This window comes from Caulobacter sp. X (genome assembly GCF_002742635.1).
Taxonomy (GTDB): Bacteria; Pseudomonadota; Alphaproteobacteria; order Caulobacterales; family Caulobacteraceae; genus Caulobacter.
On the sequence record NZ_PEGF01000001.1, the window covers coordinates 1,332,767 to 1,358,212 of the forward strand.

23 protein-coding genes and 1 tRNA gene are annotated in these 25,446 nt (G+C 67.5%); 12 read left to right on the forward strand and 12 right to left on the reverse strand.

Annotated elements, in window-relative coordinates; all coding sequences use genetic code 11:
- Positions 1-192 precede the first annotated feature (192 nt).
- A complete protein-coding gene (locus tag CSW60_RS06105) occupies positions 193-924 on the forward strand; it encodes a 2OG-Fe(II) oxygenase family protein (protein ID WP_099536388.1) in 732 nt (243 codons plus the stop codon).
- Positions 924-1,472, forward strand: a complete 549-nt coding sequence (locus tag CSW60_RS06110) for a hypothetical protein (protein ID WP_099536389.1) — start codon at positions 924-926, stop codon at positions 1,470-1,472. The genes CSW60_RS06105 and CSW60_RS06110 overlap by 1 nt, the downstream gene beginning before the upstream one ends.
- Before the next feature lie 139 nt (positions 1,473-1,611).
- Here the strand turns inward: CSW60_RS06110 and CSW60_RS06115 are convergent, their stop codons facing one another.
- The 4 genes from CSW60_RS06115 to CSW60_RS06130 are packed head-to-tail and all read right to left on the reverse strand — an operon-like array spanning position 1,612 to position 6,606.
- Positions 1,612-1,944, reverse strand: coding sequence for a helix-turn-helix transcriptional regulator (locus tag CSW60_RS06115; RefSeq protein WP_099536390.1), 333 nt, complete (start codon positions 1,942-1,944; stop codon positions 1,612-1,614).
- Between the two features lie 31 nt (positions 1,945-1,975).
- Positions 1,976-5,188 carry an efflux RND transporter permease subunit gene (locus tag CSW60_RS06120; protein WP_099536391.1) on the reverse strand — a complete coding sequence of 1,071 codons (3,213 nt, stop codon included), beginning with the start codon at positions 5,186-5,188 and terminating at the stop codon, positions 1,976-1,978.
- Entirely contained in the window at positions 5,185-6,219 is a 1,035-nt protein-coding gene (locus tag CSW60_RS06125; protein WP_099536392.1) for an efflux RND transporter periplasmic adaptor subunit, read from the reverse strand. The genes CSW60_RS06120 and CSW60_RS06125 overlap by 4 nt, the downstream gene beginning before the upstream one ends.
- Before the next feature lie 27 nt (positions 6,220-6,246).
- Positions 6,247-6,606: a rhodanese-like domain-containing protein gene (locus CSW60_RS06130; RefSeq protein WP_099536393.1), complete on the reverse strand. Its 360-nt coding sequence runs from the start codon at positions 6,604-6,606 to the stop codon at positions 6,247-6,249.
- A 160-nt stretch (positions 6,607-6,766) separates the two neighbouring features.
- On the opposite strand from CSW60_RS06130, the gene CSW60_RS06135 reads away from it, so the two are divergent.
- Genes CSW60_RS06135 through CSW60_RS06150 form a run of 4 tightly spaced genes read left to right on the forward strand, consistent with a single transcriptional unit; the run spans position 6,767 to position 9,986 of the window.
- On the forward strand, positions 6,767-8,050 hold the full coding sequence (locus CSW60_RS06135; RefSeq protein ID WP_099536394.1) for an NAD(P)/FAD-dependent oxidoreductase: 1,284 nt from the start codon (positions 6,767-6,769) through the stop codon (positions 8,048-8,050).
- A 2-nt stretch (positions 8,051-8,052) separates the two neighbouring features.
- Positions 8,053-8,496, forward strand: a complete 444-nt coding sequence (locus tag CSW60_RS06140) for a co-chaperone YbbN (RefSeq protein ID WP_099536395.1) — start codon at positions 8,053-8,055, stop codon at positions 8,494-8,496.
- An 18-nt stretch (positions 8,497-8,514) separates the two neighbouring features.
- Complete coding sequence (locus tag CSW60_RS06145) at positions 8,515-8,718, forward strand: DUF2892 domain-containing protein (RefSeq protein ID WP_099536396.1); 204 nt, start codon at positions 8,515-8,517, stop codon at positions 8,716-8,718.
- Positions 8,718-9,986 (forward strand): TolC family outer membrane protein, encoded by a 1,269-nt coding sequence (locus CSW60_RS06150; RefSeq protein WP_099536397.1) that lies wholly within the window; start codon positions 8,718-8,720, stop codon positions 9,984-9,986. The genes CSW60_RS06145 and CSW60_RS06150 overlap by 1 nt, the downstream gene beginning before the upstream one ends.
- Before the next feature lie 64 nt (positions 9,987-10,050).
- Here the strand turns inward: CSW60_RS06150 and CSW60_RS06155 are convergent.
- A tRNA-Ser gene (locus CSW60_RS06155) sits at positions 10,051-10,140 on the reverse strand.
- Positions 10,141-10,312: 172 nt separating this feature from the next.
- Between CSW60_RS06155 and msrA the strand changes: the two genes are divergently transcribed.
- Positions 10,313-10,966, forward strand: a complete 654-nt coding sequence (gene msrA / locus CSW60_RS06160) for a peptide-methionine (S)-S-oxide reductase MsrA (RefSeq protein ID WP_099536398.1) — start codon at positions 10,313-10,315, stop codon at positions 10,964-10,966.
- Positions 10,966-11,316: an MmcQ/YjbR family DNA-binding protein gene (locus CSW60_RS06165; protein WP_099536399.1), complete on the forward strand. Its 351-nt coding sequence runs from the start codon at positions 10,966-10,968 to the stop codon at positions 11,314-11,316. Before msrA ends, CSW60_RS06165 begins: the two co-directional genes overlap by 1 nt.
- Here CSW60_RS06165 and CSW60_RS06170 read toward each other — a convergent pair.
- Complete coding sequence (locus CSW60_RS06170) at positions 11,313-11,942, reverse strand: TetR/AcrR family transcriptional regulator (RefSeq protein ID WP_099536400.1); 630 nt, start codon at positions 11,940-11,942, stop codon at positions 11,313-11,315. The genes CSW60_RS06165 and CSW60_RS06170 overlap by 4 nt on opposite strands.
- A gap of 366 nt (positions 11,943-12,308) precedes the next feature.
- Between CSW60_RS06170 and CSW60_RS06175 the strand changes: the two genes are divergently transcribed.
- The 3 genes from CSW60_RS06175 to CSW60_RS06185 all read left to right on the forward strand — a co-directional run bounded on the left by CSW60_RS06175 (position 12,309) and on the right by CSW60_RS06185 (position 18,246).
- Positions 12,309-14,813: a TonB-dependent receptor gene (locus CSW60_RS06175; RefSeq protein ID WP_099536401.1), complete on the forward strand. Its 2,505-nt coding sequence runs from the start codon at positions 12,309-12,311 to the stop codon at positions 14,811-14,813.
- Positions 14,814-14,950: 137 nt separating this feature from the next.
- Positions 14,951-16,804: a glycoside hydrolase family 2 protein gene (locus tag CSW60_RS06180; RefSeq protein WP_236634226.1), complete on the forward strand. Its 1,854-nt coding sequence runs from the start codon at positions 14,951-14,953 to the stop codon at positions 16,802-16,804.
- A gap of 131 nt (positions 16,805-16,935) precedes the next feature.
- Positions 16,936-18,246 carry an MFS transporter gene (locus CSW60_RS06185; protein ID WP_099536402.1) on the forward strand — a complete coding sequence of 437 codons (1,311 nt, stop codon included), beginning with the start codon at positions 16,936-16,938 and terminating at the stop codon, positions 18,244-18,246.
- A gap of 179 nt (positions 18,247-18,425) precedes the next feature.
- Here the strand turns inward: CSW60_RS06185 and CSW60_RS06190 are convergent, their stop codons facing one another.
- From CSW60_RS06190 to CSW60_RS06210, 5 genes are all read right to left on the reverse strand, one after another.
- On the reverse strand, positions 18,426-19,313 hold the full coding sequence (locus CSW60_RS06190; RefSeq protein ID WP_099536403.1) for a TauD/TfdA family dioxygenase: 888 nt from the start codon (positions 19,311-19,313) through the stop codon (positions 18,426-18,428).
- Between the two features lie 77 nt (positions 19,314-19,390).
- Entirely contained in the window at positions 19,391-21,019 is a 1,629-nt protein-coding gene (locus CSW60_RS06195; protein WP_099536404.1) for a glycoside hydrolase family 43 protein, read from the reverse strand.
- Complete coding sequence (locus CSW60_RS06200; protein WP_236634259.1) at positions 21,016-22,251, reverse strand: MFS transporter; 1,236 nt, start codon at positions 22,249-22,251, stop codon at positions 21,016-21,018. The genes CSW60_RS06195 and CSW60_RS06200 overlap by 4 nt, the downstream gene beginning before the upstream one ends.
- Before the next feature lie 171 nt (positions 22,252-22,422).
- Positions 22,423-22,932, reverse strand: coding sequence for a low affinity iron permease family protein (locus tag CSW60_RS06205; RefSeq protein WP_099536406.1), 510 nt, complete (start codon positions 22,930-22,932; stop codon positions 22,423-22,425).
- Between the two features lie 31 nt (positions 22,933-22,963).
- Positions 22,964-23,221 (reverse strand): hypothetical protein, encoded by a 258-nt coding sequence (locus CSW60_RS06210; RefSeq protein ID WP_099536407.1) that lies wholly within the window; start codon positions 23,219-23,221, stop codon positions 22,964-22,966.
- Positions 23,222-23,578: 357 nt separating this feature from the next.
- On the opposite strand from CSW60_RS06210, the gene CSW60_RS06215 reads away from it, so the two are divergent.
- A complete protein-coding gene (locus tag CSW60_RS06215) occupies positions 23,579-23,968 on the forward strand; it encodes a VOC family protein (RefSeq protein WP_099537570.1) in 390 nt (129 codons plus the stop codon).
- Positions 23,969-24,049: 81 nt separating this feature from the next.
- Here the strand turns inward: CSW60_RS06215 and manD are convergent, their stop codons facing one another.
- Positions 24,050-25,261, reverse strand: coding sequence for a D-mannonate dehydratase ManD (manD, locus tag CSW60_RS06220; RefSeq protein ID WP_099536408.1), 1,212 nt, complete (start codon positions 25,259-25,261; stop codon positions 24,050-24,052).
- Between the last annotated feature and the right edge of the window lie 185 nt (positions 25,262-25,446).

A 25,446-nucleotide genomic window follows, 5' to 3' on the forward strand; every position in this document is an offset into this window, starting at 1 on the left:
TTCCATGACCATCGGTAACGGTACCACAGCCCTGCAATACACTGGGCAGCCTAAAGATTAGACGGAAGTTGTTTTGGACGCCCATATTTAAGGCTGAAAAAGACAGCGAGCGGTTGCGCTGGGAGAAGAAGCATCGCTTGAATATAGCTGCGGCAGATTGATGCCGTCCTTGCGTCGCGTTTCCGAGTTCGAATGGCCCTGCATCCGCCCCTTAGAATCAATTCCGATCTGCCGATCGACACGTTCGCCGCGCGGTTCGCGCGGGATGGTCACGTCCAAATTCCGGTGTTCCTGGCGCCGGAAGACGCCGAGGCCGTGGCGGGCGCGCTGGAGCCGCTCACCTGGAACATCGTCGCGCCGGACGAGACGGGCGAAACCCTGGTGATCAGCCCCGACGTCATCAAGAAATTCGGCGAGGCCCAGGTTCGCCAGTTCCTGCAAGGCGCGATCCGACGCGCCGGGAAGACGTTCTCGTTCGTGCACATGTCCTACGCCCTGCAGGACGAATATCCCCGCGGGCCGGAGGCGCCGATCCATCGCGCGACCGAGTTCCTGGAGAGCCGCGCGTTCCTGGATTTCGGCGGTCGCGTGATCGGCGCGCCCGAAGTGACCGGCGTTCGGGTCCAGGCGTCCTACTATCGCCCGGGCGACTTCCTGACGGTCCACGACGACAGCCATCGCAAGGACCATCGCCTGGCCGCCTTCACCCTGGGCTTCACGCGACGGTGGCGGCCGGACTGGGGCGGTCAGCTGCTGTTTCACGACGCGGACGGAAACGTCGCTCGCGGTCTCGCGCCCGGCTTCAATGTGCTGACCTTGTTCAAGGTGCCGACCGCCCACTCGGTGGCGCAGGTCGCCAGCTACGCCGAGGCCAAGCGGCTGTCGCTGACCGGATGGCTTCTGGGCGGCAAGGACGCCGGCTGATGGGAAACATGATCATGACCCGCCCTGCCCTCCCGATCGCCTTCGCCTTGGCCCTGACGGCCGGCGGCGCTGTGGCCCAGACGGCGCCCGAGCCCGACGTGATCAAGGCGCTGAAGGCCTGTAGCGCGATCAAGGCCGACGGCGAGCGGCTGGCCTGCTACGACAAGGCGGCGCAATCGGTCACCAAGGCGCAGGAGACCGGCGAGGTCATCATCATCGATAAGCAGCAGGCCCGCGCCGCCCGGCGTCAGGCGTTCGGCCTGGAGCTTCCGACCCTATCGATCCTGGAGCGCGGGGCCGACAAGGCCGAGACCGACACCCTGCAAGCCGTCGTCAAGACCGCCCGCACCGACGCCCAAGGCGGCCTCGTCGTCACCCTGGAAGACGGCGCGGTCTGGCGCCAGATCGACGACCGAACCCTAGGCAAGCCGCCCAAGCCCGGCGAGACCGTGGAAATCCGCAAGGCCGCCATGGGCAGCTATCTGATGAAGATCGGCTCGCAGCCCGCCATCCGGGTTCGCCGTAGCGAAGCCGCCGCGGCGCGCTGACGGGTCAAGGCGGGCGAGACGTCGTAGGGCGCAAGGAGCGACCCGATCGTGTAGTCGGCCTTGAGCTCGTGGACGGCGCGGTCGGCGGGATCTTCGGCGTGAAGGGCGGGCCTGGCGCGCCGTCACCGCGCTCTGACGGTCAGCCGGTCGTGCGGTAGATGTCCGACAACGTCCCCAGCACCCGCGCGGCGTTGGGGTCGCTCAGGCTGTAGTAGATCGTCTGGGCCTCACGCCGGGTGGAGACCAGGCCCTCGGCGCGCATCTTCGCCAGATGCTGCGAGGTCGCCGACTGGGCGAGGCCGGCCTGCTCCGACAGCTCCCCGACCGAGGCCTCGCCATCCGCCAGGCGGCACAGCAGAAGCAGCCGCTGCTCGCTGGCCAGCAGCTTCAGCAGGCGCGCGGCGTCGCTGGCGCAGGCGCGCAGGTCGGCCACGTCGGACGGCGAATGGCAGGAAACGGCGGGAGCGGTCATTGGAGCCAATTTAGAAACATGGGTTTGAGGATCAAGCGACCTTCGGCTTCACGGGAGCGTCCGCGTCGCGCAACACGACATAGATCGCCGGAATGACCAGGACGGTCAGCACCGTCGAGGACGCCAGGCCAAACAGCAGCGATATCGCCAGCCCCTGGAAGATCGGGTCGGTCAGGATCACCGCCGCCCCGATCATCGCCGCCAGGGCGGTCAGCAGGATCGGCTTGAAGCGGATCGCGCCGGCCGTCAGCAGCACTTCGCGCAGCGGCCTTCCCTCCTCGGCGCTGTGGCGGATGAAGTCGACCAGCAGGATCGAGTTGCGGACGATGATCCCGGCCAGGGCGATGAAGCCGATCATCGACGTCGCGGTGAACGGCGCATGGAACAGGATGTGGCCCAGCACGATGCCGACCAGGGTCAGCGGGATCGGCGTCAGGATCACCAACGGTAGGCGGAAGCTTTTGAACTGCGCCACGACCAGGACGTAGATGCCCAGGATCGCCACCCCGAACGCCGCGCCCATATCGCGGAAGGTCACCCAGGTGATCTCCCATTCGCCGTCCCACAGCACGGTCGGGCGGCTCTCGTCGGCGGGCTGGCCGTGCATGCGGATGTCGGGCTTGGGCGTCGCGCCCCAGTCCAGGTCGCGCAGGCGCTTGTCGACGTCCATCATGCCGTAGATCGGCGCCTCGTAGGCCCCGGCCAGCTCGGCCATGACCATGTCGACGTCGCGACCGTCGCGGCGGAAGACGTGAGTGGCCCCCGCCTCGCGCTTGGCGTCGACCACTTCGGACAGCTCGACCAGGCGGCCGCTGGCGGCCCGCGCCACAGGCGTCGAGCCCAGGGTCTCGCCCCAGGTGCGGGCGCTTTGCGGCAGGCGGACCGAGATCTCCAGCGGATCACGGCCCTCGCCGCGATGGGCGTAGCCGACCACCTGCCCGCCGAACGCCGCGCCGATGGAGTCGAGCACGTCGCGGTCGGCGACGCCCAGGGCCTCCAGGCGCGATCGATCGGGAACCAGGCGCAGGGTGGGACGCGGGGCGCCCCAGCTGTCGTCGATGTCGACGATGTAGGGAACGGCGTGGAACGTCGCCTTGACGCGCTCGGCGACCGCGCGGCGGGTGGCGGCGTCAGGACCGTAGATCTCGGCCAGCAGGGTCGCCATGACCGGCGGTCCGGGCGGCGCCTCGACGACCTTGATGGCCGCGCCAGCCGGCAGGGCCAGCCGCGCCAGGCGCTCGCGCAGATCCAGAGCCACGGCGTGGCTCGAGCGCTTGCGCTCGTCCTTCGGCGCCAGGGCCACGGACAGGTCGCCCTGCTCGGGACGGGCGCGCAGGTAGTAGTGGCGAACCAAGCCGTTGAAGTTGAACGGCGAGGCCGTGCCTGCGTAGGAGTCGATCGCGACCGTCTCCGGCAGGGTCCCGGCGATCGCGGCCGCCTGGGCCAGGGTGCGCTGGGTGATCTCCAACGACGCGCCTTCCGGCATGTCCAGCACCACCTGCAACTCGGACTTGTTGTCGAACGGCAGCAGCTTCACCGTCACCGTCTTGGTGGCGAACATGACGCAGGCCAGAAGGGTGGCGACGCCGACCCCGCCCAGGAACATCCAGGCCGAGCGGCGGTCCCGGATCACGCGGCCGGCGACCCGGCGATAGAGCGCGCCCAGCTTACCCTCGTCGTCATGACCGTGGCCGTGCGCGACGCCTTCCAGCGTCTTGCGAGCGAGGCGGACCATCAGCCACGGGGCGATGACCACGGCCACGAAGAACGAGAACACCATGGCCGCCGAAGCGTTGACCGGGATCGGCGCCATGTAGGGCCCCATCAGGCCCGAGACGAACAGCATCGGCAGCAGGGCGGAGACGACGGTCAGCGTCGCCACGACCGTGGGATTGCCGACCTCGGCCACCGCCTCGACGGCGGCCTCGATCCGGCCGCGTCCGTCGTTCATCGCCCAATGGCGGGCGATGTTCTCGATCATGACGATGGCGTCGTCGACCAGGATGCCGATCGAGAAGATCAGGGCGAACAGGCTGACGCGATTGATCGTGTAACCCATCAGGTTCGAGGCGAAGAGCGTCAGCAGGATCGTCGTCGGAATGACCACCGCGGTGACGCCCGCCTCGCGCCAGCCGATCGCCAGGCCGATCAGCACGACGATCGAGACCGTCGCCAGCCCCAGGTGGAACAAGAGCTCATTGGCCTTTTCATTGGCGGTCGCGCCGTAGTCGCGCGTGACGTCGACGTTCAGCGTCGCGGGCAGCAGCGAGCCCTTCAGGGCCTCGACGCGATCCAGGACGGCCTTGGAGACGACCACCGCGTTGGCGCCCTTGCGCTTGGCGATCGCCAGGCTGACCGCCGGCGCCTCGCTCCAGCCGTTCTCGAAGCGCGCGTAGCGGCGGACCTGGGTCTGGTCCTCGCGCGGGCCTTCGGCGACATCGGCGACGTCGCGAACATAGACGGCCTCGCCCTTGGCCGACGGCAGGGCCAAGAGGCCGATCTCGGCCGCGCTCTTCAGGTCGCGCCCGGCGGTGACGGCGACCGCCTCGCCGCCGTTGCGCACGTCGCCGGCCGGGAACGCGCGGGTCGCCTGCCGGATGGTGTCCATCAGCGCGCCCATCGAGACGCCGCGCAAGGCCAGGCGCGCGGGATCGGGCGTAACGCGGATCTCGCGGGGGCGGCCGCCGACGATGAAGGTCAGGCCCACGTCGTCGACCTTGGCGACCTCGGTCCTGAGCTTGCCGGCAACCTCGCGCAGGCTATCGTCGGTCCAGCGGCTCTCATAGCCCGGCTTGGGCGACAAGGTCAGGACCAGGCTTGGCACGTCGTTGATGCCGCGCGTCTGGATCAGCGGCTCGGGGATGCCGGCGGGAATCCGGTCGTAGTTGGCGCGAACCTTCTCGTGGATGCGCACGGCCGCCGCGTCGGGGTCGACGCCGACCTTGAAGCGCGCGGTGACCATCACCTGGTGGTCGTCGGCGAAGGCGTAGACGTGCTCGACGTCGTTGACGCTCTTGACGATCGCTTCCAGCGGCTTGCCGACCAGCTCGACGGCGTCGGGCGCGGACAGGCCAGGCGCGGCGACCATGATGTCGACCATCGGCACGCTGATTTGCGGCTCCTCCTCGCGGGGGATCGAGAACAGCGCCAGCAGGCCGACGGCGATCGCGGCCATCAGGATCAGGGGCGTCAGCGGCGAGCGGATCGTCGCCTTCGTCAGGCGGCCGGAGAGCCCGAGATTCATCGCCCCGCCTCCGCCGGCGTCAGGACGTCGCCGATCCGAAGGCCGGACAGGACTTCGACCATGCCGGCGTCAGAAGCGGCGGTGGTTTGGACGGGGCTGTCGGCGACCGCGCCGTCCTTGCCGACCAGGCGGACATAGTCGACGCCGAAACGGGTGACCACGTAGCGACGCGGGATAACCACCGCCTGGCGCTGGCCGACCGAAACGAAAGCCCGAACCTTTCGCCCGATCAGCGCCTGGGGAAGGTCGGCGGCGGTGACGTCCGCCACGATCTGGCCGCCGGTCACGGCGGGATACACCTGGCTGATCTGTCCGGACGCGACCGCGCCGCCCAGATCCTCGGCGGCGAAGCGGACCTTGCCGCCGGCCTTCAACGCCGAGGCCTCGCCTTCGGGAAGGGTTATGCGCACGACCGGCGGTCCGGCGGTGATCGTGGCGATCGACTGTCCGGGCATGACCACCGAGCCCACGGGCACGTCGGCGGTCAGCACGCGCCCGGCCGCGGGGGCCAGCACCGCGCCCTGGACGCCGAGTTCGGCGCTGGCCCGCGCCTGGGCGCGCGCGGCGGCGAGCCCCGCGCTGGCGGCTTTGGCGGCGGCCTGCACCTGATCCAGACGGGCCTTGGCGTAGACGCCGTGATCGTAGAGGTCCTGGGTGCGGGCGAGATCGGCCTGGGCCTGGGCGGCCTGGGCGGCGGCGGCGGCGACCTGGGCGTCGTATGCGCCGGTCTGCAGGCCGATCCGCTCGTCGTGGACGATGGCGATCGTCTGACCCTGGCGAACGACGTCGCCTTCCTTCACCAGCAGGCGCGCGATCGTCCCGGGGATCCGGGCGCGCGCCTCGGCCATGTCCCGCGTCGTCAGCGTGGCGGGGACCGGCTTGAGATCATCGACGACCGACGCGCGGACCGTCAGGCGATCGGCGGCGGGCGCCATGACCACGGCGGGCTTGGTCGAGGCCTCGTCCTTGCCGCACGCGCCGAGCAGCGCGGCCAGCCCAAGAGCGCCGATCAGGAGTGGCTTTGCGGTCATCGTCGTCCCCCCAAGGGTCTTTTTTCTTCAGCCGCGATCGCGGACTTGGCCGCTGGCGGCGTCCAGGCTGACAGTGGGGAGGCCAGCAGCCTTCCACGCCATGATTCCGCCGCCCAGATGGCTGTCCAGCTTGTGGCCGGCGGCCCGGCAGCGATCGATGGCGGTCGCAGAGCGCTTGCCAGAGCCGCACTGCATGACGATGCGCCGGTCATCGGCGAGCGGCAGCGCGGACGGGTCGAAGGTCGACAGCGGGAAATTCAGCGCGCCATGGATCCGCTCGGCCGCGAACTCGGCGGGCTCACGCACGTCGATCAGCAGGATCTGGCCCGCGTCTAGCGCCGCCTTCACTTCCGCGGGGGTGAGGTCCTTCACCTTCGATCCGAACATGGCCGTCTCCGTCGCAAGGGGGGCGTCGTCGCCCTAAAAATTCGCAATTGCTAATATGCGGAGATTGGAATATTAAGTCAAGCGTGGCCGGTTGACAGACATCCTGGCCGCTCCGGCCGGCCAGCGAGCTGATCGGGATCAACCAGTAGGGAGAAGCCAGGTGGCCAAGCCTCGCATCGTCGTTCTGGGAGCCGGTCTGGGCGGCGCCATCGCCGCCTTCGAGATCAAGCTCGCCGTCGGCAAGAAGGCCGATGTCCATGTCGTCTCGCAGGGCGACACGTTCCACTTCGTGCCCTCCAACCCCTGGGTCGCCGTACGCTGGCGCACGCGCGACGCGATCGAGGTCAAGCTGCCGCCAGTCTTCCAGAAGAAGGACATCGCCTTCACAGGCGTCGGCGCCAGCAAGGTGGATCCCGCGACCAACACGCTGCATCTGGCCGATGGTCAGGCCCTGGCCTACGACTATCTTGTCATCGCCACGGGCCCCGAGCTGGCCTTCGACGAAATCCCCGGGCTGGGACCGAACGGCGGCCACACCCAATCCGTCTGCCACGTGGCCCACGCCGAGACCGCCGCCGACGCCTTCGACAAATTCTGCCAGAACCCCGGCCCGATCGTCGTCGGCGCGGTGCAGGGCGCCTCGTGCTTCGGCCCCGCCTACGAATTCGCCCTGATCCTCGACACCGAGCTGCGCCGCCGCAAGGTGCGCGACAAGGTCCCAATGACCTTCGTGACCTCGGAGCCCTATATCGGCCACCTGGGCCTGGACGGCGTCGGCGACACCAAGGGCTTACTGGAAAGCGAGCTGCGCCAGCGTCACATCAAGTGGGTGACCAACGCCAAGGTCGCCTCGGTCGACGAAGGCCTAATGCATGTCGAGGAGATCGCAGAGGACGGTTCGGTGCGCGCCCAGCACGACCTGCCGTTCGGCTTCTCGATGATGTTGCCCGCCTTCCGCGGCGTCGAGGCCGTGCGCGGCGTCGAGGGGCTGGTCAATCCGCGCGGCTTCATCCTGATCGACAAGCACCAGTGCAATCCGACCTTCCCCAACATCATGGCGCTGGGCGTCTGCGTCGCCATCGCGCCGACCGGCAAGACGCCGGTGCCGGTGGGCGTGCCCAAGACCGGCTTCATGATCGAGAGCATGGTCACGGCCATCGCCCATAACTTGAAAGAGATCCTGGACGAGCAGGAGCCGACCCACGAGGCCAGCTGGAACGCCATCTGCCTGGCCGACTTCGGCGACGGCGGCGTGGCCTTCGTCGCCCAGCCGCAGATCCCGCCGCGCAACGTCAACTGGTCGGCCAGCGGCAAGTGGGTCCACCTGGCCAAGGTCGGCTTCGAGAAATACTTCCTGGGCAAGGTCAAGCGCGGCGAAAGCGAGCCGTTCTACGAGAAGCTCGCCCTCGACATCCTGGGCGTCAACAAGATCAAGGGCGCCTAGCGATGCGCCAGTTCGCTTGCCCCGCCTGTGGCGCGTCCAACCGCATTCCGGAGGATCGCGACCCGGCCGCCGCCCGATGCGGGCTCTGCAAGGCCGAGGTCTTTTCCAGCGCGCCGCTGGACGTCGACGCCCAGGGGCTCGCCCGCCATCTCTCCGGGACGAAAGGCGCCCCGGTGCTCGTCGATGTCTGGGCCCCCTGGTGCGGGCCCTGTCGCGCGATGGTCCCGCAGTTCGCCGCGGCCGCCGCGCGTCTTGGCGCTCGGGCGCGGCTGTTGAAGCTCAACGCCGACGACAATCCCGGCCCCTGCGCACAGTACGCCGTCCAAGGGATACCGGCGCTGCTGCTCTTTCAGGATGGCCGCCTGATCGCCCGCAAGGCGGGCCTGATGAGCGCCGACCAACTTGTCGATTGGGTGAGCCTGGCCACGGCCAAGGCCGCCGTCTGATAGCGAAAGGAACACACCATGACCCTCGATCGCGCCGTGCTGGCCTTCGCCGGCTTCGTGGTCCTGCTCGGACTGGCGCTCGCGCGCATTGTCCATCCCTACTGGGTTGGCCTCTCGATCTTCGCCGGGCTGAACATGATCCAGGCCGCGTTCACGGGCTTCTGCCCGGCGGCGATGATCTTCAAGAAGCTGGGCGTGAAACCGGGGACGGCGTTCCGCTGATGCGCCGCGCCGCTCTGATCGCCGCCGTCGCCCTGCTGGCCTCGCCGTCCCTCGGCCAGGCGACCACGCTGGAAGAGGCCATCGCGGCGGCGCGCGCCTACAATCCGCAGATCCGCGCCGCCAAGGCGCGAGCGGAGGCGGCCGACGCCCGTCTGGACGCGGCCAAGGGCGCGCGGCTCCCAAGCGTTGGCCTGGCTGGCGAGTATCTGAGCGGCCGAAACGACCTGGGCGGCTTCTTCGGCTTCGCCGCCGCGAACGTGGACCCGCGATCGGCCCGCCTGGAGCTTTCGCAACCGCTTTACGCCGGCGGCGCGTTGTCCGCTGGCGTGGACCAGGCGCGCGCCGGCCAGGCGGGGGCCCAGGCTCGCCTGATTCAGGCCGACGATGAGCTGCAGGTCGCCGTTGCCCGCGCCTATGCCGGCGTACGCGCCGCCCAGACCTTCTTCGAGGCGAGCCAGGCGCAGGCGAAGGCGTTTGAAGAAGGGGCCCGGCAGGCGACGCTGCGCTTCAACGCAGGCGAGATTCCGCGCAGCGACCTGGATCTGACGCTCGCGCGCAAGGCCGAGGCGCGGGCGGGCGTGGCGAAGGCGCAAGGGGCCCTCGCGGTGGCCCGCGCCCAGTACGCCGCGCTGGTCGGCGCCGAGCCGGTGGCGCTGGAGCCGGCGCCCGACGACGGCGCCCTGCCCTCGCTCGACGAAGCCTTGACCCGCGCCGAGACCGTCAGCCCAGCCCTAAAGGCCGCCGAGGCTGGCGTGCGCGCGGCGCGAGCAGCCGCCTCGGCCGCCGCCGCTCAAGGCCTGCCCAGCGTCAGCCTGGCCGCCCGCGCCGAACAGGTGCGCGACCAGTTCTTTCCCGGCTATCGATCGGACGCGGTGACGGTCGGCTTGCAGGGACGGTGGACCCTGTTCTCCGGCGGACGCGTCCAGGCGGCCAAGTCCGAGGCGGCCGCGGGCGTCCGCGCCGCCGAAGCCGAGCGCGACGCCTCGCGGGCCGCGCTCAAGACGGCCGTGATCGGCGCCTGGAGCGATCTTCAGGCCAGTCGCCTCGCCGCGACGGCCGCCCGGGAACAGGTTCAAGCGGCCAACAGCGCCGTCGAGAGCTTGCGCCAGGAGGTGCGGGTCGGACAGCGCCCCATGCTCGACCTGCTCGACGCCCAGCGCGACCAGCTGGCCGCCGTGGCGCGCGCCTTGGCCGCCGAGGGAGACGTCACAGCCAGCGCTCGCCAGCTGGCGGTCTTGACCAGCACGGCGCCCGCGTCGCGTCCTTAGAACGGACGTCAGCCGGCGCGGAACGGCGCAAACCACATAACTCTTTGATTTTATCGGGGAAGAGTGGCGGTGAGAGAGGGATTCGAACCCTCGATAGAGTTTCCCCTATACACGCGTTCCAGGCGTGCGCCTTCAACCACTCGGCCACCTCACCAGCGCATTCGAGTCGGGGGTGGTTGAGACCCCCGGCGCGGGAAGGCGCGCAATATACTCAGGGACCGTCTCAGGGCAAGCGAACAAAGCGCGCCTCTTCATCGCGGGGTGAAACCGGGCGCGCGAACGCCTATATCGGGGCCCAAGACATTCCAGCCTTCGAGAGGCCCGCCATGCTGTCGCTGAAGAAAACCCTCGAGATGCCCACCGCCGACACGGCCCTGCCCGGTCGCCCGGAACCGATTCCGACGGCGGAGACGCACTTCGTCAACGGACATCCGCTGAAGGGCCCGTATCCGGACGGCCTGGAGACGGCGATCTTCGCCATGGGCTGCTTCTGGGGCGTCGAGCGCGTGTTCTGGAAGGTTCCGGGCGTCTATGTGACCGCCGCCGGCTATGCGGCGGGCATCACGCCCAACCCGACCTACGAGGAAGTCTGCACCGGCCGCACCGGCCACACCGAGGTCGTGCTGGTGGTGTTCGATCCCAAGGTCATCACCTACGAAACGCTGCTGAAGACCTTCTGGGAGAACCACGACCCGACGCAGGGCATGCGCCAGGGCGGCGACATCGGCACCCAGTATCGGTCGGGCATCTATGTGACCAACGACGCCCAGGCCGCCGCGGCCGTGGAGTCCAAGGAAGCCTACCAGCAGGCGCTGTCGGCCAAGGGCCTGGGCCCGATCACCACCGAGATCGCCGCCGCCGGCCCGTTCTACTTCGCCGAGGACTACCACCAGCAGTACCTGGCCAAGAACCCTAACGGCTATTGCGGCATCGGCGGCACGGGCGTCGTCTGCCCGATCGGTGTCGGCGTCGAGGCCTGATGAGCCCCGAGGCTTTCGACCGGGCGTGCCTGGCCCTGCCGGGCGCGACCCTGTCGATCCAGTGGGGCGACGATCACGTCTTCAAGGTCGGCGGCAAGATGTTCGCCGTGCGCGGTCAGGGCGTCGGCCAGGGCGGGATTTCGTTCAAGGCCTCGGACGTGGCGTTCGAGGTCTTGACCGAGTCCGGCCAAGCCGCGCCCGCCCCCTACCTGGCCCGCGCCAAATGGGTGCATTTCGCTGACCTCGACGCGCTCGACGCGGACGAGGTCGCCGACTGGGTGAAGACCGCCTACGGCCTGATCGCGGCGAAGCTGACGCGCAAGGCGCGGGCGGAGCTGGGATTGCTTTAAGCGCGCGCCAGCCCCCGCAGCGCCGTCGCCTCGATCGCCTCCAGCAGCCGCTCATTGGTCAGCCCCGGCGTCTGCGGCGTCCACTTGACCAGCCAGATCAGCATGCCGACCAAGAGCTGCACCACCAGCGGCGGCTCGCACGGGGCGATGGTGCCGTCGGCCACGCCCTCTTCCAGGAAGCGCTCCAGGCCCTTGCGCAGCTCGGCGGTGCGCGTCTCGATCGCGTCGCGCTGGACGTCGTCCAGATACGAGTTGTCGCCGAAATAGAGCTGCGGGCCATTGTCGACCGCGTCGTCCAGCACCGCGCGGAAAAGGCGGCGAAGCTTGCAAAGGCCGGTTCCGCCCGCGGCGTCGACCGCCAGCAGAATGGCCTCGAACCGGTCCAGCGACTGATGGTGGCCCGCGAAGGCCAGGGCCTGCTTGTTGGGGAAGTAGTAGTAGAGCGCCGCGTCGCGCAGATCGAGCGCGGCGGCGATGTCGGTCATCGTGGCGGCCGCGAAGCCCTTGGCGTTGATGATCTCGATGGCGGCGCGCAGGATCGCCTCGCGCTTCCTCAGGGACTTCTGGCTCTGCGCCAGAGGCCTGATGTCCTCCGCCGGCGTCAGGGGTTCCCCCGCCCTCGACAATGGTCGCTCCTCCGCCCGGCGCGCTTGATTCTGCGTCCAGCGACTGCCGGTCTGCCAAGCTCTCCCCTAACGGCAACGCAATCAATCGGATAATTTCTAACTTGCACTAGAATATCGAGAGCATGTTAGATTTCCCCTTAGCTCAGCACGGGATGCAAGACCGTGCTGGCTTGGGGCAAAAAATGACGGACAGCGTCCGCATCCACGGTCCGGCTCTTCCGACCGCCACGCGCGGCCCGAACGGCCGGCCGAGGCCGCCCTTACCCAACGTCAAGAAAAACGCCCTTCCCTCCAGGAACTCCGGTCAAGCTCGAGCCGGAGCGGGAAGAGGCGCGGATAAAAATAAAACACATCAGGGAGTTACATATGAGAAACGTCCAGATGCTGGGGGTTTCGGCCCTGGCGCTCGCCATCGCCGCCCCCGCCTTCGCCCAACAAACCAAACCCGCTGACGCCACCGCCGTCGAGGAGATCGTCGTCACCGCCACCAAGCGGGAACAGACCCTGCAAGACGTGCCGATCTCGGTCGCCGTCACCGGCCAGCAGACGATCGAACGGGCCCAGGTCCGCGACCTGATCGACCTGCAATCGGTCGTGCCGTCGCTGAAGGTGTCGCAATTCAACGCCACCGGTCAGACGAATTTCGTCATCCGCGGCTTCGGCAACGGCAACGGCAACGACGGCATCGAAAGCTCGGTCGGCGTCTTCATCGACGGCGTCTACCGCAGCCGCTCGGCCGCCGCCCTCGACGACCTTCCCGAGGTCGAGCGCATCGAAGTGCTGCGCGGCCCGCAATCGACCCTGTTCGGCAAGAACGTGTCGGCCGGCGCGATCAGCATCGTCACCAAGCGCCCGCAGTTCGACGCCGGCGGCAAGCTGGAAGCCACGATCGGCAACTACAACACCCGCCAGATCAAGGGCACCTTCACCGGACCGCTCAGCGACACCTTGGCCGTCCGGGTTTCGGGCAGCTACAACAAGCGCGACGGCTTCTTCACCAACCTGACCACCGGCAACGACGTCAACGACCGTAACCGCTGGTCGATCCGCGGCGACGTCCTGTGGGAGCCGACCGACAAGACCTCGTTCCGGGTCATCGCCGACTACAACAAGATCAAGGAGACCTGCTGCGCGGTCAGCTCGATCCTCAACGGCCCCGCCACCCTGGCGATCGGCGCCGTGCTCAAGAAGCCGATCAGCGACACGACCAAGGTCTTCGACCGCAACGTCATCTTCAACACCGATCCCAACAACGACCTGTCGGGCAAGGGTGTCTCGGGCCAGGTCGACCATGACCTGGGCTTCGCCAAGCTGACGGCGATCACCGCCTACCGGAACCAGAAGAACGCGTCCTTCCAGGACATCGACTTCACCGGCGCGGACATCTCGAACAACCGCACGTCCAACACGATCAAGACCTTCACCCAGGAAGTCCGCCTGGCCTCCAGCGGCGATGGTCCGATCAGCTGGCTGGCCGGCGGCTTCTACCAGCACGAAAAGCTCGATACCGGCCGCACCATCACCTACGGCACGGACATCCGCGCCTTCGCGGACGCCCTGTCGGGCGCCGTGCCGGCCACGCTGCTGGCCGCCCTGCCGGCGACGATCCGTCCGGCCCTGACCGGCAAGTCGAACCTCTATGCGCTGGAGTTCCTGCAGAGCCTGGCGACGCCGACCCTGGTCAAGCCCGGCTCGACCTACTTCCAGCCCGGCCAGGGCATCGACGACTACTACAGCATGAAGCAGACGTCGTACTCGCTGTTCGGCCAGGTCGACTATCGCGTGACCGACAAGCTGACCCTGACGGGCGGTCTCGCCTACTTGAACGACGACAAGAAGGCCCGTTCGAACGTCGTCATGAACGACCCGTTCTCGGCCCTGAACCTGGGCGCTGTGCCGCAGTTCCCGGCCCTGGGTCTGCCGGGCAACCTGTATAGCGCCCTGGGCGCCCTGCAGTTCTTCTACGGCAACACCACCAACCACGGCCCGGTCAACTTCCCGAACGCGACCGAGTCCGGCGAGCTGAAGGCCGACAAGGTCACCTACGCGGTGCGCGCGGCCTACGACTTCGGCGCCATCAACGCCTATGTCAGCTACTCCACGGGCTGGAAGGCCGGCGCCTACAACCTGTCGTCGGACAGCCGTCCGCCGAACGCCAACGGCGTGGGCCGCACCGCCAATCCGGAAAACGTCGACGTCTACGAACTGGGCGTGAAGGCCAACTTCCCGGGTGGTTACGCCAACGTCGCGGTGTTCAAGCAGTCGATCAAGGGCTTCCAGTCGAACGCCTTCACGGGCCTTGGCTACAGCCTGGTCAACGCCGGCGAGGAGTCGGTCAAGGGCTTCGAGATCGACAGCGCCTGGCGTCCGGTCAGCTGGCTGAACCTGGCCGCCGCGGCGACCTACCTGGATCCGAAGTACGACAAGTTCACCGGGGCGGCCTGCGTGAACTATGACACCGTCCGCTGCCCCGTCGATCCGGCCACCGGCCGCCGTCCGAACTTCCGGGACCTGACCGGCGATCGCCCGGCGGGCATCCCGAAGTGGTCGTTCTCGACCTCGGCGACGGTCAATCGCGACCTGGGCGGCGACTACCAGGGCTACGCCCGGGTGGAATACGACTATGTCAGCAAGACCCAGCTGACCGAGACGACCCCGCCGGAGCTGTCGACCTGGGGCCAGAAGGTGGTCAATGCCAGCGTGGGCGTCACCAACACGGCCAAGCAGATCGAGGTCATGGCCTGGGTGCGTAACCTGACCAAGGACGACAGCCTGATCTCGACCTTCCCCACCGTGGCGCAGGACGGCAGCTACAGCGGCTATCCGAACGCCCCGCGCACCTACGGCGTGACGGTCCGCAAGACGTTCTAGGATCTTCGCACCATCGTTCAGAGGGGGCGGCTCCAACCGGGGCCGCCCTTTTCTTTTCACAGTGGCCTGACCACTATCCGACCGCGTCAGACCATGCTTCAACTCCTCCAAGGCCAAAGGCCGCGTGGGAGGATGCGATGGGACCGGGACTGAAGACCCTAATCGGCGCGGCGTGCGCCTTGATGATCGCGGCGCCGGCTCTGGCTTCTTCGCCGACCCTGACCCGCGCCGACCTACGCGACGGCGTCGATCTCTCTGGCACTTGGCATTACTCGGTCGACCCTTATCGCGACGGCTTGGCCGGCTTTCATCGCGGACCGCCCAACCCGGGCCACCGGCGCTATGAGGACGTCGATGTCGACGCCCTGACGCGTGCCAAGCCGACGGCCCTCTACGAATACGACATGGACCGCAGCCCGACGGCGACCCTGCCGCAGGCCTGGATCGGCCACGATCCGACGCTCCGCTATTACCAGGGCCTGATGTGGTACCAGCGCCGCTTCGACGCGCCGGCGCTGAAGCCCGGCCAACGCGCCTTCCTGCGCTTCGAGGCCGCCAACTACGCCGCCAAGGTCTATCTGAACGGCAAGCCCGTCGGCGAGCACGAGGGCGGCTTCACGCCGTTCTCGATGGAGGTCACCGACGTCCTTCGCGACAGCAACAACCAACTTACGGTCGGGGTGGACTCCACCGCCCGAGACGACGGCGTGCCGCCGCCGGTCACCGACTGGGAGAACTATGGCGGAATCACCCGGCCCATGCGGTTGGTCATCACGCCCGGCACCTTCATCGACGAAGCCTGGGTGCGCTTGTCCAAGGACGGCAAGATCGCCGCCACCGTGACGCTGGACGGCGCCCAGGCGGCGAACCAGGAGGTTCACGTGCGCGTCGCCGAGCTGGGTCTCGACATCGCGGGCAAGACGGACGCCAAAGGGGTGCTGAACGTTTCGGCGCCCGCGCCCAAGCGCCTGGCCCGCTGGTCGCCAGAGAGCCCGAAGCTCTACGATGTCGTCGTCCAGTCCGGCGAGGACCGCCTGACGGATCGGGTTGGCTTCCGCACCGTCGAGACCAAGGGCTCGGAGATCCTGCTGAACGGCAAGCCGATCTTCCTGCGCGGCGTCTCGATCCACGAGGAGGAGCTGGGCGACAACCCCGCGCGCACGATCACCGAGGCGGGCGCCCGCGCCCTGCTCAGCGAGGTGAAGACCGGCCTGCACGGCAATTTCGTGCGCCTAGCCCACTATCCCCACAGCGAAATCACCACCCGGCTGGCCGACGAGATGGGCCTGTTGGTCTGGAGCGAGATCCCCGTCTACTGGCTGGTCGACTTCGCCAATCCGCGCACGCTGGCCCTGGCGCGCGGCATGCTGGCCGACAACATTCGCCGTGACCGCAATCGCGCGTCGATCATCCTGTGGAGCGTGGCCAACGAGACGCCGATCACCGAAGCGCGCAACGCCTTCCTCTACGAGCTGGTCGACGAGGTCCGCGCCCTGGACGACACGCGCCTCGTCACCGCGGCCCTGCTGACCGACCGCAAGACGGTCGACGGCCGGCCGCTGATGGGTCTCAACGACCCGCTGGCCGACAAGCTCGATGTGCTGGCGGCCAACACCTATAACGGCTGGTACAGCGACGACGCGCTCGACGCCCTGCCCGACATGGCCTGGAAGGCGACCGACAAGCCGATGGTGTTCTCTGAGTTCGGCGCCGACGCCCTGGCCGGCTTCAGCGATCCCGTCCTGATGCGCAAGTTCTCCGAGGACTTCCAGAAGCGCTACTACGAAAAGACCCTGGCCATGGCCCGCAAGATCCCCACCCTGCGCGGCATGTCGCCCTGGATCCTCAAGGACTTCCGCGCGCCCCGACGCCAGCACCCGGTCTATCAGCAGGGTTGGAACCGCAAGGGTCTGATCTCGCCCACGGGTCGCCGCAAGCCGGCCTTCTTCGTCCTGCGCGCGTTCTACGACGACAAGGCGGCGGGGCGCTGAGGCCCCGCCGACCATCGACCTTGGTCGGGGTGGCGCGCCCCTCCCGACGCCGCTAACCGGACAGGCGGTATTGGCCCCATGAACGATGAGGATGGCATGACGACGCGCTTGCAGCTGACGGCGGCCATCGCATGAGCCTGGAAGTCTCGACCGTCCGCCGGGTGACCGCGCGGCTGATGCCGCTGTTCTGCATCATGTACCTGATCGCGTACATCGACCGGCAGAACGTCTCGTACGCCAAGCTGGAGATGGTCCAGGCGCTGGGCCTCAGCGAGGCCGCCTATGGCCTCGGCGCCAGCCTGTTCTTCGTCGGCTATTTCCTGTTCGAGGCGCCCTCGAACCTGATCCTGGCGAAGGTCGGCGCGCGCGTCTGGTTCGCGCGGATCATGTTCACCTGGGGCCTGGTGACCTTGGCGCTGGGCTTCACCCAGAACGCGACGATGTTCTACATCCTGCGCTTCCTGCTGGGGGTGACCGAGGCCGGCTTCTTCCCGGGCGTGCTGTACGTCCTGACGCTGTGGTTCCCGCACGCCCACCGCGCCCGCATGGTCGGCCTGTTCATGATCGCCTCGGCCCTGGCCAACGCGGTCGGGGCGATGATCGGCGGGGCCCTGCTCGACCTTCACGGCCTGCTCGGCCTGGCGGGTTGGCAATGGGTGTTCCTGGCCACGGGCGTGCCCGCCGTGCTGATGACGCCTTACGTGCTCTGGAAGCTGCCTGACGGTCCGGAAAAGGCCCCATGGCTGGCGCCCGAGCAGAAGTCCTGGCTGGCCCAGACCCTGGCGGGCGAGGACGTGGGCCAGGACACCAGCCACGCCGGCGCCTGGAAGGCCATGCTGGATCCGCGCGTTCTGCTGCTGGCGGGTCTCTATATCGGCATGCCGCTGGGAGCCTACGGCCTCAGCTATTGGCTGCCGACGATCGTCAAGGCGTTCGGCGTGTCGAACACCGTCAACGGCCTGATCAACATCATCCCCTGGGTCCTGGTCGCCGCAGCCCTGTGGTGGGTCCCCCAGCATGCGGCCAAGCGCGGCTTCACCGTCTGGCACGTCGCCGGTCCGCCGCTGCTGGCCGCCGTGGCCTTGGTCGCCAGCGTCGTGGTCCCAGGGACCTGGGCGAAGTTCGCGCTGCTGTGCGTCGCGGCGCCCGCCATTTTCGCGGGGCAGCCCGGTTTCTGGAGCCTGCCGCCCAGCTTCCTGCGCGGCCCGCGCGCCGCCGCCGGCATCGCCGCGATCAACGCCGTCGGCAATCTCGGCGGCTTCATCGCGCAGAACGTCGTGCCGATCATCCGCGACTCAACCGGCAGCAATCTGGCCCCGATGCTGTTCCTGGCGGCCTGTCTGACCCTTACCGGAGGGCTGGTCTTCGTGGCCTTCCGCGTATTGGGGACGGGGCCCAAGGCCGCTCAACCTCAAGAATTGCCTAAAACCCAGGCAAAGTAAGGGATCCGCGCCGGATTGTCGCAGCGACGCAACCACAAGGAGCGTTGCCATTCCGCCAAGATTCGTTAATTGATCTGGCACTCGGCGCACCCCACCGCGCCGACACCTTTTTGTTTCGGCCGGCCGGCTCGCCTCCTGGGCGTGTCGGCCGGCTTTTTTCTTGCGCGCGCCGCCTGCGCTTAGAAGGGCTTGTCGCCTTTGATCGTCACCCGCTCGACGACGCGCTCCTGCGGCCAGTAGTCCAGCACCGCGTAGTGCTGGGTCGCCCGGTTGTCCCAGAAGACGATCGCGTTCGGCGTCCAGCGGAAGCGGACCTGGTATTCGGGCGCCTTCACCCGGTCGAGCAGCTCGTTCAGCAGCGCCTTGGCCTCGTCCTCGGGCAGGCCGAGGATCCGGGTGGTGAAGACCTTGTTGACGAACAGGTGCTTCTCGCCGGTCTCCGGATGGGTGCGGACCACCGGGTGGATCATCGGCGGATAGGCCGCGCGCAGCTCCTGGTGCTTGGCCTCGTCGACGCGATAGCCGTAGCTCTGGATGATGTCGTGCTCGGCCGTGAGGTCGGCGATCTGGTCCTTCAGCTTCTGCGGCAGATCCCGGTAGATCGCGGCCGTATCGGCGAACAGGGTGTCGCCGCCCAGCGGCGGCATCTGGCGCATGCGCAGCACCCCGCCCATGGACGGCGCTTCGCGGAAGGTGACGTCGGTGTGCCACTTGTTGGCGGCGCGGACGATCGGGACGATCTCCTCGCGCAGCTTCATGCCGTCGGCGGCCTCGATGTGCAGGATTTCCGGAAAGCCCGGCACGTGCGCCGTCACGGGGTGTCCTTCGAGGTCGCCGAAATAGCGCCCGAAGCGGACATGATCCTCGTGGCTGATGTCCTGGTCGCGGAAGAACACGACCTTGTAGCGCAAGAGCGCCGCCCGGATCGCCGCGACGATCTCGGGCTTGAGGGGCTCGCGCAGGTCGACGCCCGAGATCTCGGCGCCCAGCACCGTGCCGGCGGGGGTCACGGTGAGGCCAGCGCAGAGGGCGGCGTCGTGTTCGGAAATGGAGACTGGGGCGTTCATGGCGTTCTCCCAAGGCCGTCTTCGGCGGCGCATGGGAGAACACTACGAGTGAACAGCGTTCACTCAATTCACAAATTCTAGGGGCGGTATTCCCGTTCCTCGTAGTCGAACCAGTCGAAGTCGGCTGGCGCGCCCTGCCCCGACATGTCCTGACACGCCATGCCGACGAAGGCGCCCGTGAAGGCCGGCGCGCCGGGGGCGGTGGCCTCGTCCGACAGGATCGAGGCGTCGAACACCTCGGGTAGCCAGGTCCAGTCGCCGCCGTCCTGCCGGAACGCGAAGCGTAGGCGCTCGAAGTCGATCTCGACGCGCAGCTCGACCGGGCCCGCCTGGAGTTGGATCGGCGCGGTGAAGCTGTCGGTCTGCGGGCTGTCGGGCGTGAAGGTCATCACCCGCAGGTGCTTGCCCAGCGTCTCGTCGTGGGTGACGTGCAGGTAGTGCAGCTTCGAGGCGTTGTAGTAACAGATCAGCCCCGCCGCCTGCTGGAAGTGGGCGGGCTCGAAATCCAGCTTCGTCGCGGCCGAGTAGCAGTGCGCCTGTTGGCGTCGCGCGACCAGGGCCTGGCGGAACAGGCTGCCAACCGTCTCTCGGCCGTAAAGGCGCAGGAAACCAGGCCGCGCCGTCAGGCTGAAGATCTCATCCGGATGGGGCGTCCGCAGCCATTGGAAATCGATCGGCAGGCTTGGCGCGTCGAAGTCCTCGCGGACCGGCGCGGCGGGCCAGGGATGCTCCGGCAGGTCCGGCGCGGGGGTCTCCAGGGTCGGGTCGCCCGAGCCGTCCAGGGTGCGCGGCCAGCCGTCGTCGCTCCAGACGAGCTTCTGGATCGCGGTCTCGCGTCCCAGGGTGCAGCGACCGCGGTTCGGGATCGGACGACCGACCAGATAGACCGCATAGGTCTCGCCGTCGGCGGTCTCGACCAGGTCAGCGTGTCCCGCGCGCTGCAGCGGCGCGTGGGGACGATCCCGCGAGGTCAGCAGGTAGGTGTCGGGGTGCAGCTCGTAGGGGCCGTCGATGGTCCGCGAGCGGGCCATGGTCACCGCATGGCCCCAGCCCGTGCCGCCCTCGGCCGTGATCAGATAGTACCAGCCGTCGCGCTTGTAGAGGTGCGGCGCCTCGGTCAGGCCGATCGGCGTGCCCTGGAAGATCACCTTGCGCTCGCCGATCAGCCGCCCCTCGGTCGCCGAGAACTCCTGCAGGACAATGCCGGCGAAGCGGTTCTTGCCCGGCCGATGGTCCCACAGCTGGTTCACCAACCACTTGCGGCCGTCGTCGTCATGGAACAGCGACGGGTCGAAGCCGGAGCTGTTCAGATAGATCGGATCCGACCAATCGCCGTCGATCGTCTCGCAGGTGACCAGGTAGTTGTGGAAGTCGCGCAGGCTGGCGCCAGACGCCCCGCCGACCGTCGTGCGGCCATAGCGCTTGACGTCGGTGTAGATCAGCCAGAAGCGGCCGTCGGCGTGGGACAGGCACGGCGCCCAGACGCCGCAGCCGTCCGGATCGCCCAGCATGTTCACCTGGCTGGCGCGCTGCAGCGGCCGGCTCAGCAGCCGCCAGTTCTTCAGGTCGCGCGAATGGTGGATCTGAACGCCCGGAAACCACTCAAAGGTCGAGACGGCGATATAGTAGTCGTCCCCTACCCGCACGATCGAGGGATCGGGGTTGAAGCCGCGCAGGATGGGATTGCGGATCACGGACAGGCTCACGGATTGGGAATCTGGCTGACCGGCTCGGCCTTGGGCGCGATGCGGTCGCGGACAAACGTCCATAGGATGATGGCGCCGACGATGTCGAGCACGCCCAGGGCCACGAAGAACGGGTCATAGCCGATCGTGGCCACCAGACCGCCGATCAGCAGCGAGAACAGCAGCACGCCCAGATTGCCCATCATGCCAGCGAGGCCCGCCACGGTGGCGACCTCGTCGCGGCGGAAGAGGTCCGAGGCCATGGTGATCACGGTGACGGACAAGGTCTGGTGCGCAAACCCGCCCAGGCACAGCAAGGCGATGGCGGCGTAGGGGCTCTCGACCCTCCCCACGAAGATCATGCCGGTCATCATCGCCGCGCCCAGGGTGACGGCCCATCGACGGGCGTTGATCAGCGACACGCCCCGCGCCTGCAGGAAACTGGCGACGGTCGGACCGAACAGGCAGCCCAGATCAGCGGCCACGAACGGCAGCCAGGCGAACATGGCGATCTGCTTGAGGTCGAAGCCTCGGGTCTGGGACAGGTACAGCGGCACCCAGAACGAGAGGGTTCCCCAGGTCGGATCGGCCAGGAAGCGCGGCAGGGCGATGCCCCAGAACTTGCGTTGCTTCAGGATCGACAGGACCGAGGGCTTGGCGCCGGCTTCGGCCAGGTGCGTCTCCTGTCCGGCGGCGATCCGCGCGCGCTCCTCGTCGGTCATGGACGGATGCTGGTCGGGCGAGCGGTAGAAGAACAGCCACAGCGCCAGCCAGACCAGGCCCAGGGCGCCGGTCATGACGAAGGCCGCGCGCCAGTTCCAGGTCAGCACGGCCCACACAACCAGCGGCGGCGCCAGCATCGAGCCCACCGACGCGCCGATATTGAACATCCCGCCCGCGAAGCCCCGCTCCTTGGCCGGGAACCAGGTGGCGACCGTCTTCATGCCCGCCGGCTGGGCCGAGCCTTCGGCGAAGCCCAGGAGGCCGCGCAGGACGGCGAAGCCCTGCCAATTCGAGGCCAGGCCATGCGCCATGGCCGCCAGCGACCAGGCGGTCGCGAACACCGCGAAGCCGGTGCGCAGGCCCAGGGTGTCGAGCACGTAGCCGCACACTGGCTGCAGCATGATACCCAGCTGAAACGCCCCAGTGATCCAGGAATATTCCTTCACCGAGATGCCGAGGTCCTTGAGCACCGTCGGCGCGGCCACGCCCATGGTCGACCGCGTCAGGTAGTTGATGATCGCGCCCAGCATGACCAGGCCGATGATCCACCAGCGCAGGGCCCGAAGTTTCGGAAAGGACAGCTTCGGCAAGGCGCGTTTCCCCAATCAGGCGCGCGTTCATGCCGACGCGCTCACCCTTTGGTACCGCTACCGTTTAAGACAACTCGCGTCCAGCCTGTCGAGGTCGTAGCCGACGCGCCGTTACTCGCTGGAACGACCGGCCTTCAGGGCCTTCGCGCGGCTGGCGGCGCGAGCCTTGGCCGAGGGCTGCGACTTGGCTGGTGCCTTGCGCGCGCCCGCGCTCGATTTCGCCACGCGGGCGTCCTTCTCGGCGGCCGCGCGCTGCAAGGCGCGCATCGACCGATCCGCCCGCGCCTTGCACCGGGCGTGCATGACCTCGAGCTCCTTGTCGGTCAGCTTCTCGATGCCGATGAACTCGTTCTCGGCGTCGGTGGTGGCGCGGATCAGCTCGTCCAGCTTGGTCTGGAGAGCGACACCGTCGCGGTTCTGGGTGTTCTGGATCAGGAAGACCATCAGGAAGGTGACGATCGTGGTGCCGGTGTTGATCACCAGCTGCCAAGTCTCGGAAAAGCCGAAGAGCGGGCCGCTGAGGGCCCAGACCAGGACAAGGGCGACGCAGACCAGGAAGGCCGGCGGGCTGCCAGTGATCCTGGCGGTGACGTTGGCGAACTTGGCGAACAGCTTGTCCACGGAGACCTCCCAGCAGGTCTCCCGGTAACGCTTAAGCCGACGCGGAGGCTCCATGATCGGCGGACGGATCGCTACGGGTCTCGCCACTCGGGTTGCCGATCTCACCGACAAAGCGGTCGCGGCCATCGGGGGTGGACGCTGGCTCCCAGACGAAAACGCTGACGCAATCGTGGTCCGCCGCGATCTCGGCCGCTAGCTCCAGAGCCTCGACGTCGTTCCTGGCGGTCTCGGCGACAAAGGTCAGCGACACGCCGTTCGCGCGGCGCGGATAGAATAGGTACGCGGGCATTAAAGAGCTCCAGCCGTTCGAGCGGGAGCGAAAGCCTTGCGCTTCGTCTCTCAGTCACCGACGCTCGAAAAGCCGTGCCAGTGATGAGCTCAACTTAGCAGCAAGACCCCGAAAACGAAAGTAAATAATAAAAACTTCGCGCGACCTATAGGTCGTAAACCCGACATAGCGATTTTCCATTAAATAAAAGCGAAATAAATTCAATAGAAGTCATAAAAGTTACCACCAACCCAAAACCCATGATTGATGAACTTAAGGCGAAGCTTTGCCCTTGCCTAACCGTTCTCAAAAATGCTGGTTTTCTCCGATAACTTGTCGCGAGGCATGACCTCGAACAGCGCGATATGGGAGGCGCACATGATCGGATACACCCTGGTCGGCAGCAACGATCTGGACAAGGCCAAGGCCTTCTACGACGCATTGTTCGACACCGTCGGCGTCAAGCGCTTGATGGAATTCCCGACCGGCGGCTGCGCCTGGGGCGCGGACTGGAGCAAGCCGATGTTCGGCGTCGGCAAACCCTATGACGGCCAGGCCGCCACCTTCGGCAACGGCACCATGATCGCCCTGGTCATGGACGAGCGCGCCAAGGTCGACGCCCTGCACGACAAGGCCGTGGCCCTGGGCGGCCAGTGCGAGGGCGAGCCCGGCGTGCGCGGCGAGGAAGGCCCTCAGGCGTTCTACGCGGCCTATTTCCGAGACCTGGACGGCAACAAGCTGTGCGCGTTCCGCGTCGGCCCGGCGTAGCGCTCGACGAACGGTCCCGAAACGAAAACGGCCGCCGGGGGGCTCCTCCGGCGGCCGAATTCTTGGGTAGGCGTTAGCCGCCTACCAGTTGAACATCGTGCCATCCTGCAGGCGGTTCACCGGCAGGTAGGCGCGCTTGTATTCGTACTTGGAGGCCAGCTCTTCGTCGATGTCGACGCCCAGGCCCGGCTTGTCGCCCGGATGCAGCATGCCGTCGTTGAAGGTGTAGGCGTGCGGGAAGACCGCGTCCGTCTCCGGCGTGTGGCGCATATATTCCTGCAGGCCGAAGTTCGGGATCGACATGTCGAAATGCAGGGCCGCGGCCATGGTCACGGGCGACAGGTCGGTGGCGCCGTGGCAGCCGGTCTTGACGTGGTGCAGGTCGGCGAAGGCGGCGATCTTCTTCAGGTTGGTGATGCCGCCGGCGTGCAGCACGGTGGCGCGCAGATAGTCGATCAGCTGCTCTTCGATCAGCTGCTTGGCGTCCCAGACGTGGGCGAAGATCTCGCCGACGGCCAGCGGCGTCGTCGTGTGCTGGCGGATCAGGCGGAAGCCGCCTTGGTTCTCGGCGGGGACCGAGTCTTCAAGCCAGAACAGGCGGTAGGGCTCGAGGTCCTTGCCCAGGCGCGCGGCCTCGATCGGGGTCAGGCGGTGGTGGACGTCGTGCAGCAGGTGGACATCCCAGCCCAGGACCTCACGCGCCTTCTCGAACAGCTTCGGCACATGCTTCAGATAGGCGGCGGTCGACCAGACGTTCTCGGACGGCAGGTCGTTGTCGGCCGGCTCGTAGAACATCTTGTCCTTCGACACGCCGTAGGTGCTGGGCAGGCCCGGGACGCCCGTCTGCAGGCGGATGGCCTTGTAGCCCATGGCCTTGTACTTCACCGCCTCGGCGATGGTGTCTTCGATCGTCTCGCCATTGGCGTGGCCATAGACGGTGACGCCCGTGCGGCAGGCGCCGCCCAGCAGCTGGTACACCGGCAGGCCCGCGACCTTGCCCTTGATGTCCCACAGCGCCATGTCGACCGCCGCCAGGGCGGTCATGGCCACCGGGCCGCCGCGCCAGTACGAGCCGCGATAGAAGAACTGCCAGATGTCCTCGATCTGATGGGCGTCGCGACCGATCAGCGACGGGATCATGTGATCCTGCAGGAAGCTGACCACCGACAGCTCGCGGCCGTTCAGCGTGGCGTCACCGACCCCGGTGATCCCGTCCTCGGTGGTGATCTTCAGCGTGACGAAGTTGCGGCCGGGGCAGGTGACGATGACCTTGGCGTCGATGATCTTCAGCATGGACCTAGTCGTTAAACGTGGAAAAGAAATTGGCCTGACCAGTTTTAGCGACTTATCAGACGAGATGCTAGAGCCCTCCGCTTCGGATGGAACAATCCGAAGCGTTCAGGAGGGCTCCAAATATGTGCCTTAGAGCCTGTCGACGAAGGTCGGGTAGCGCGTCCCTTCCCCATGCAATAGTCTGC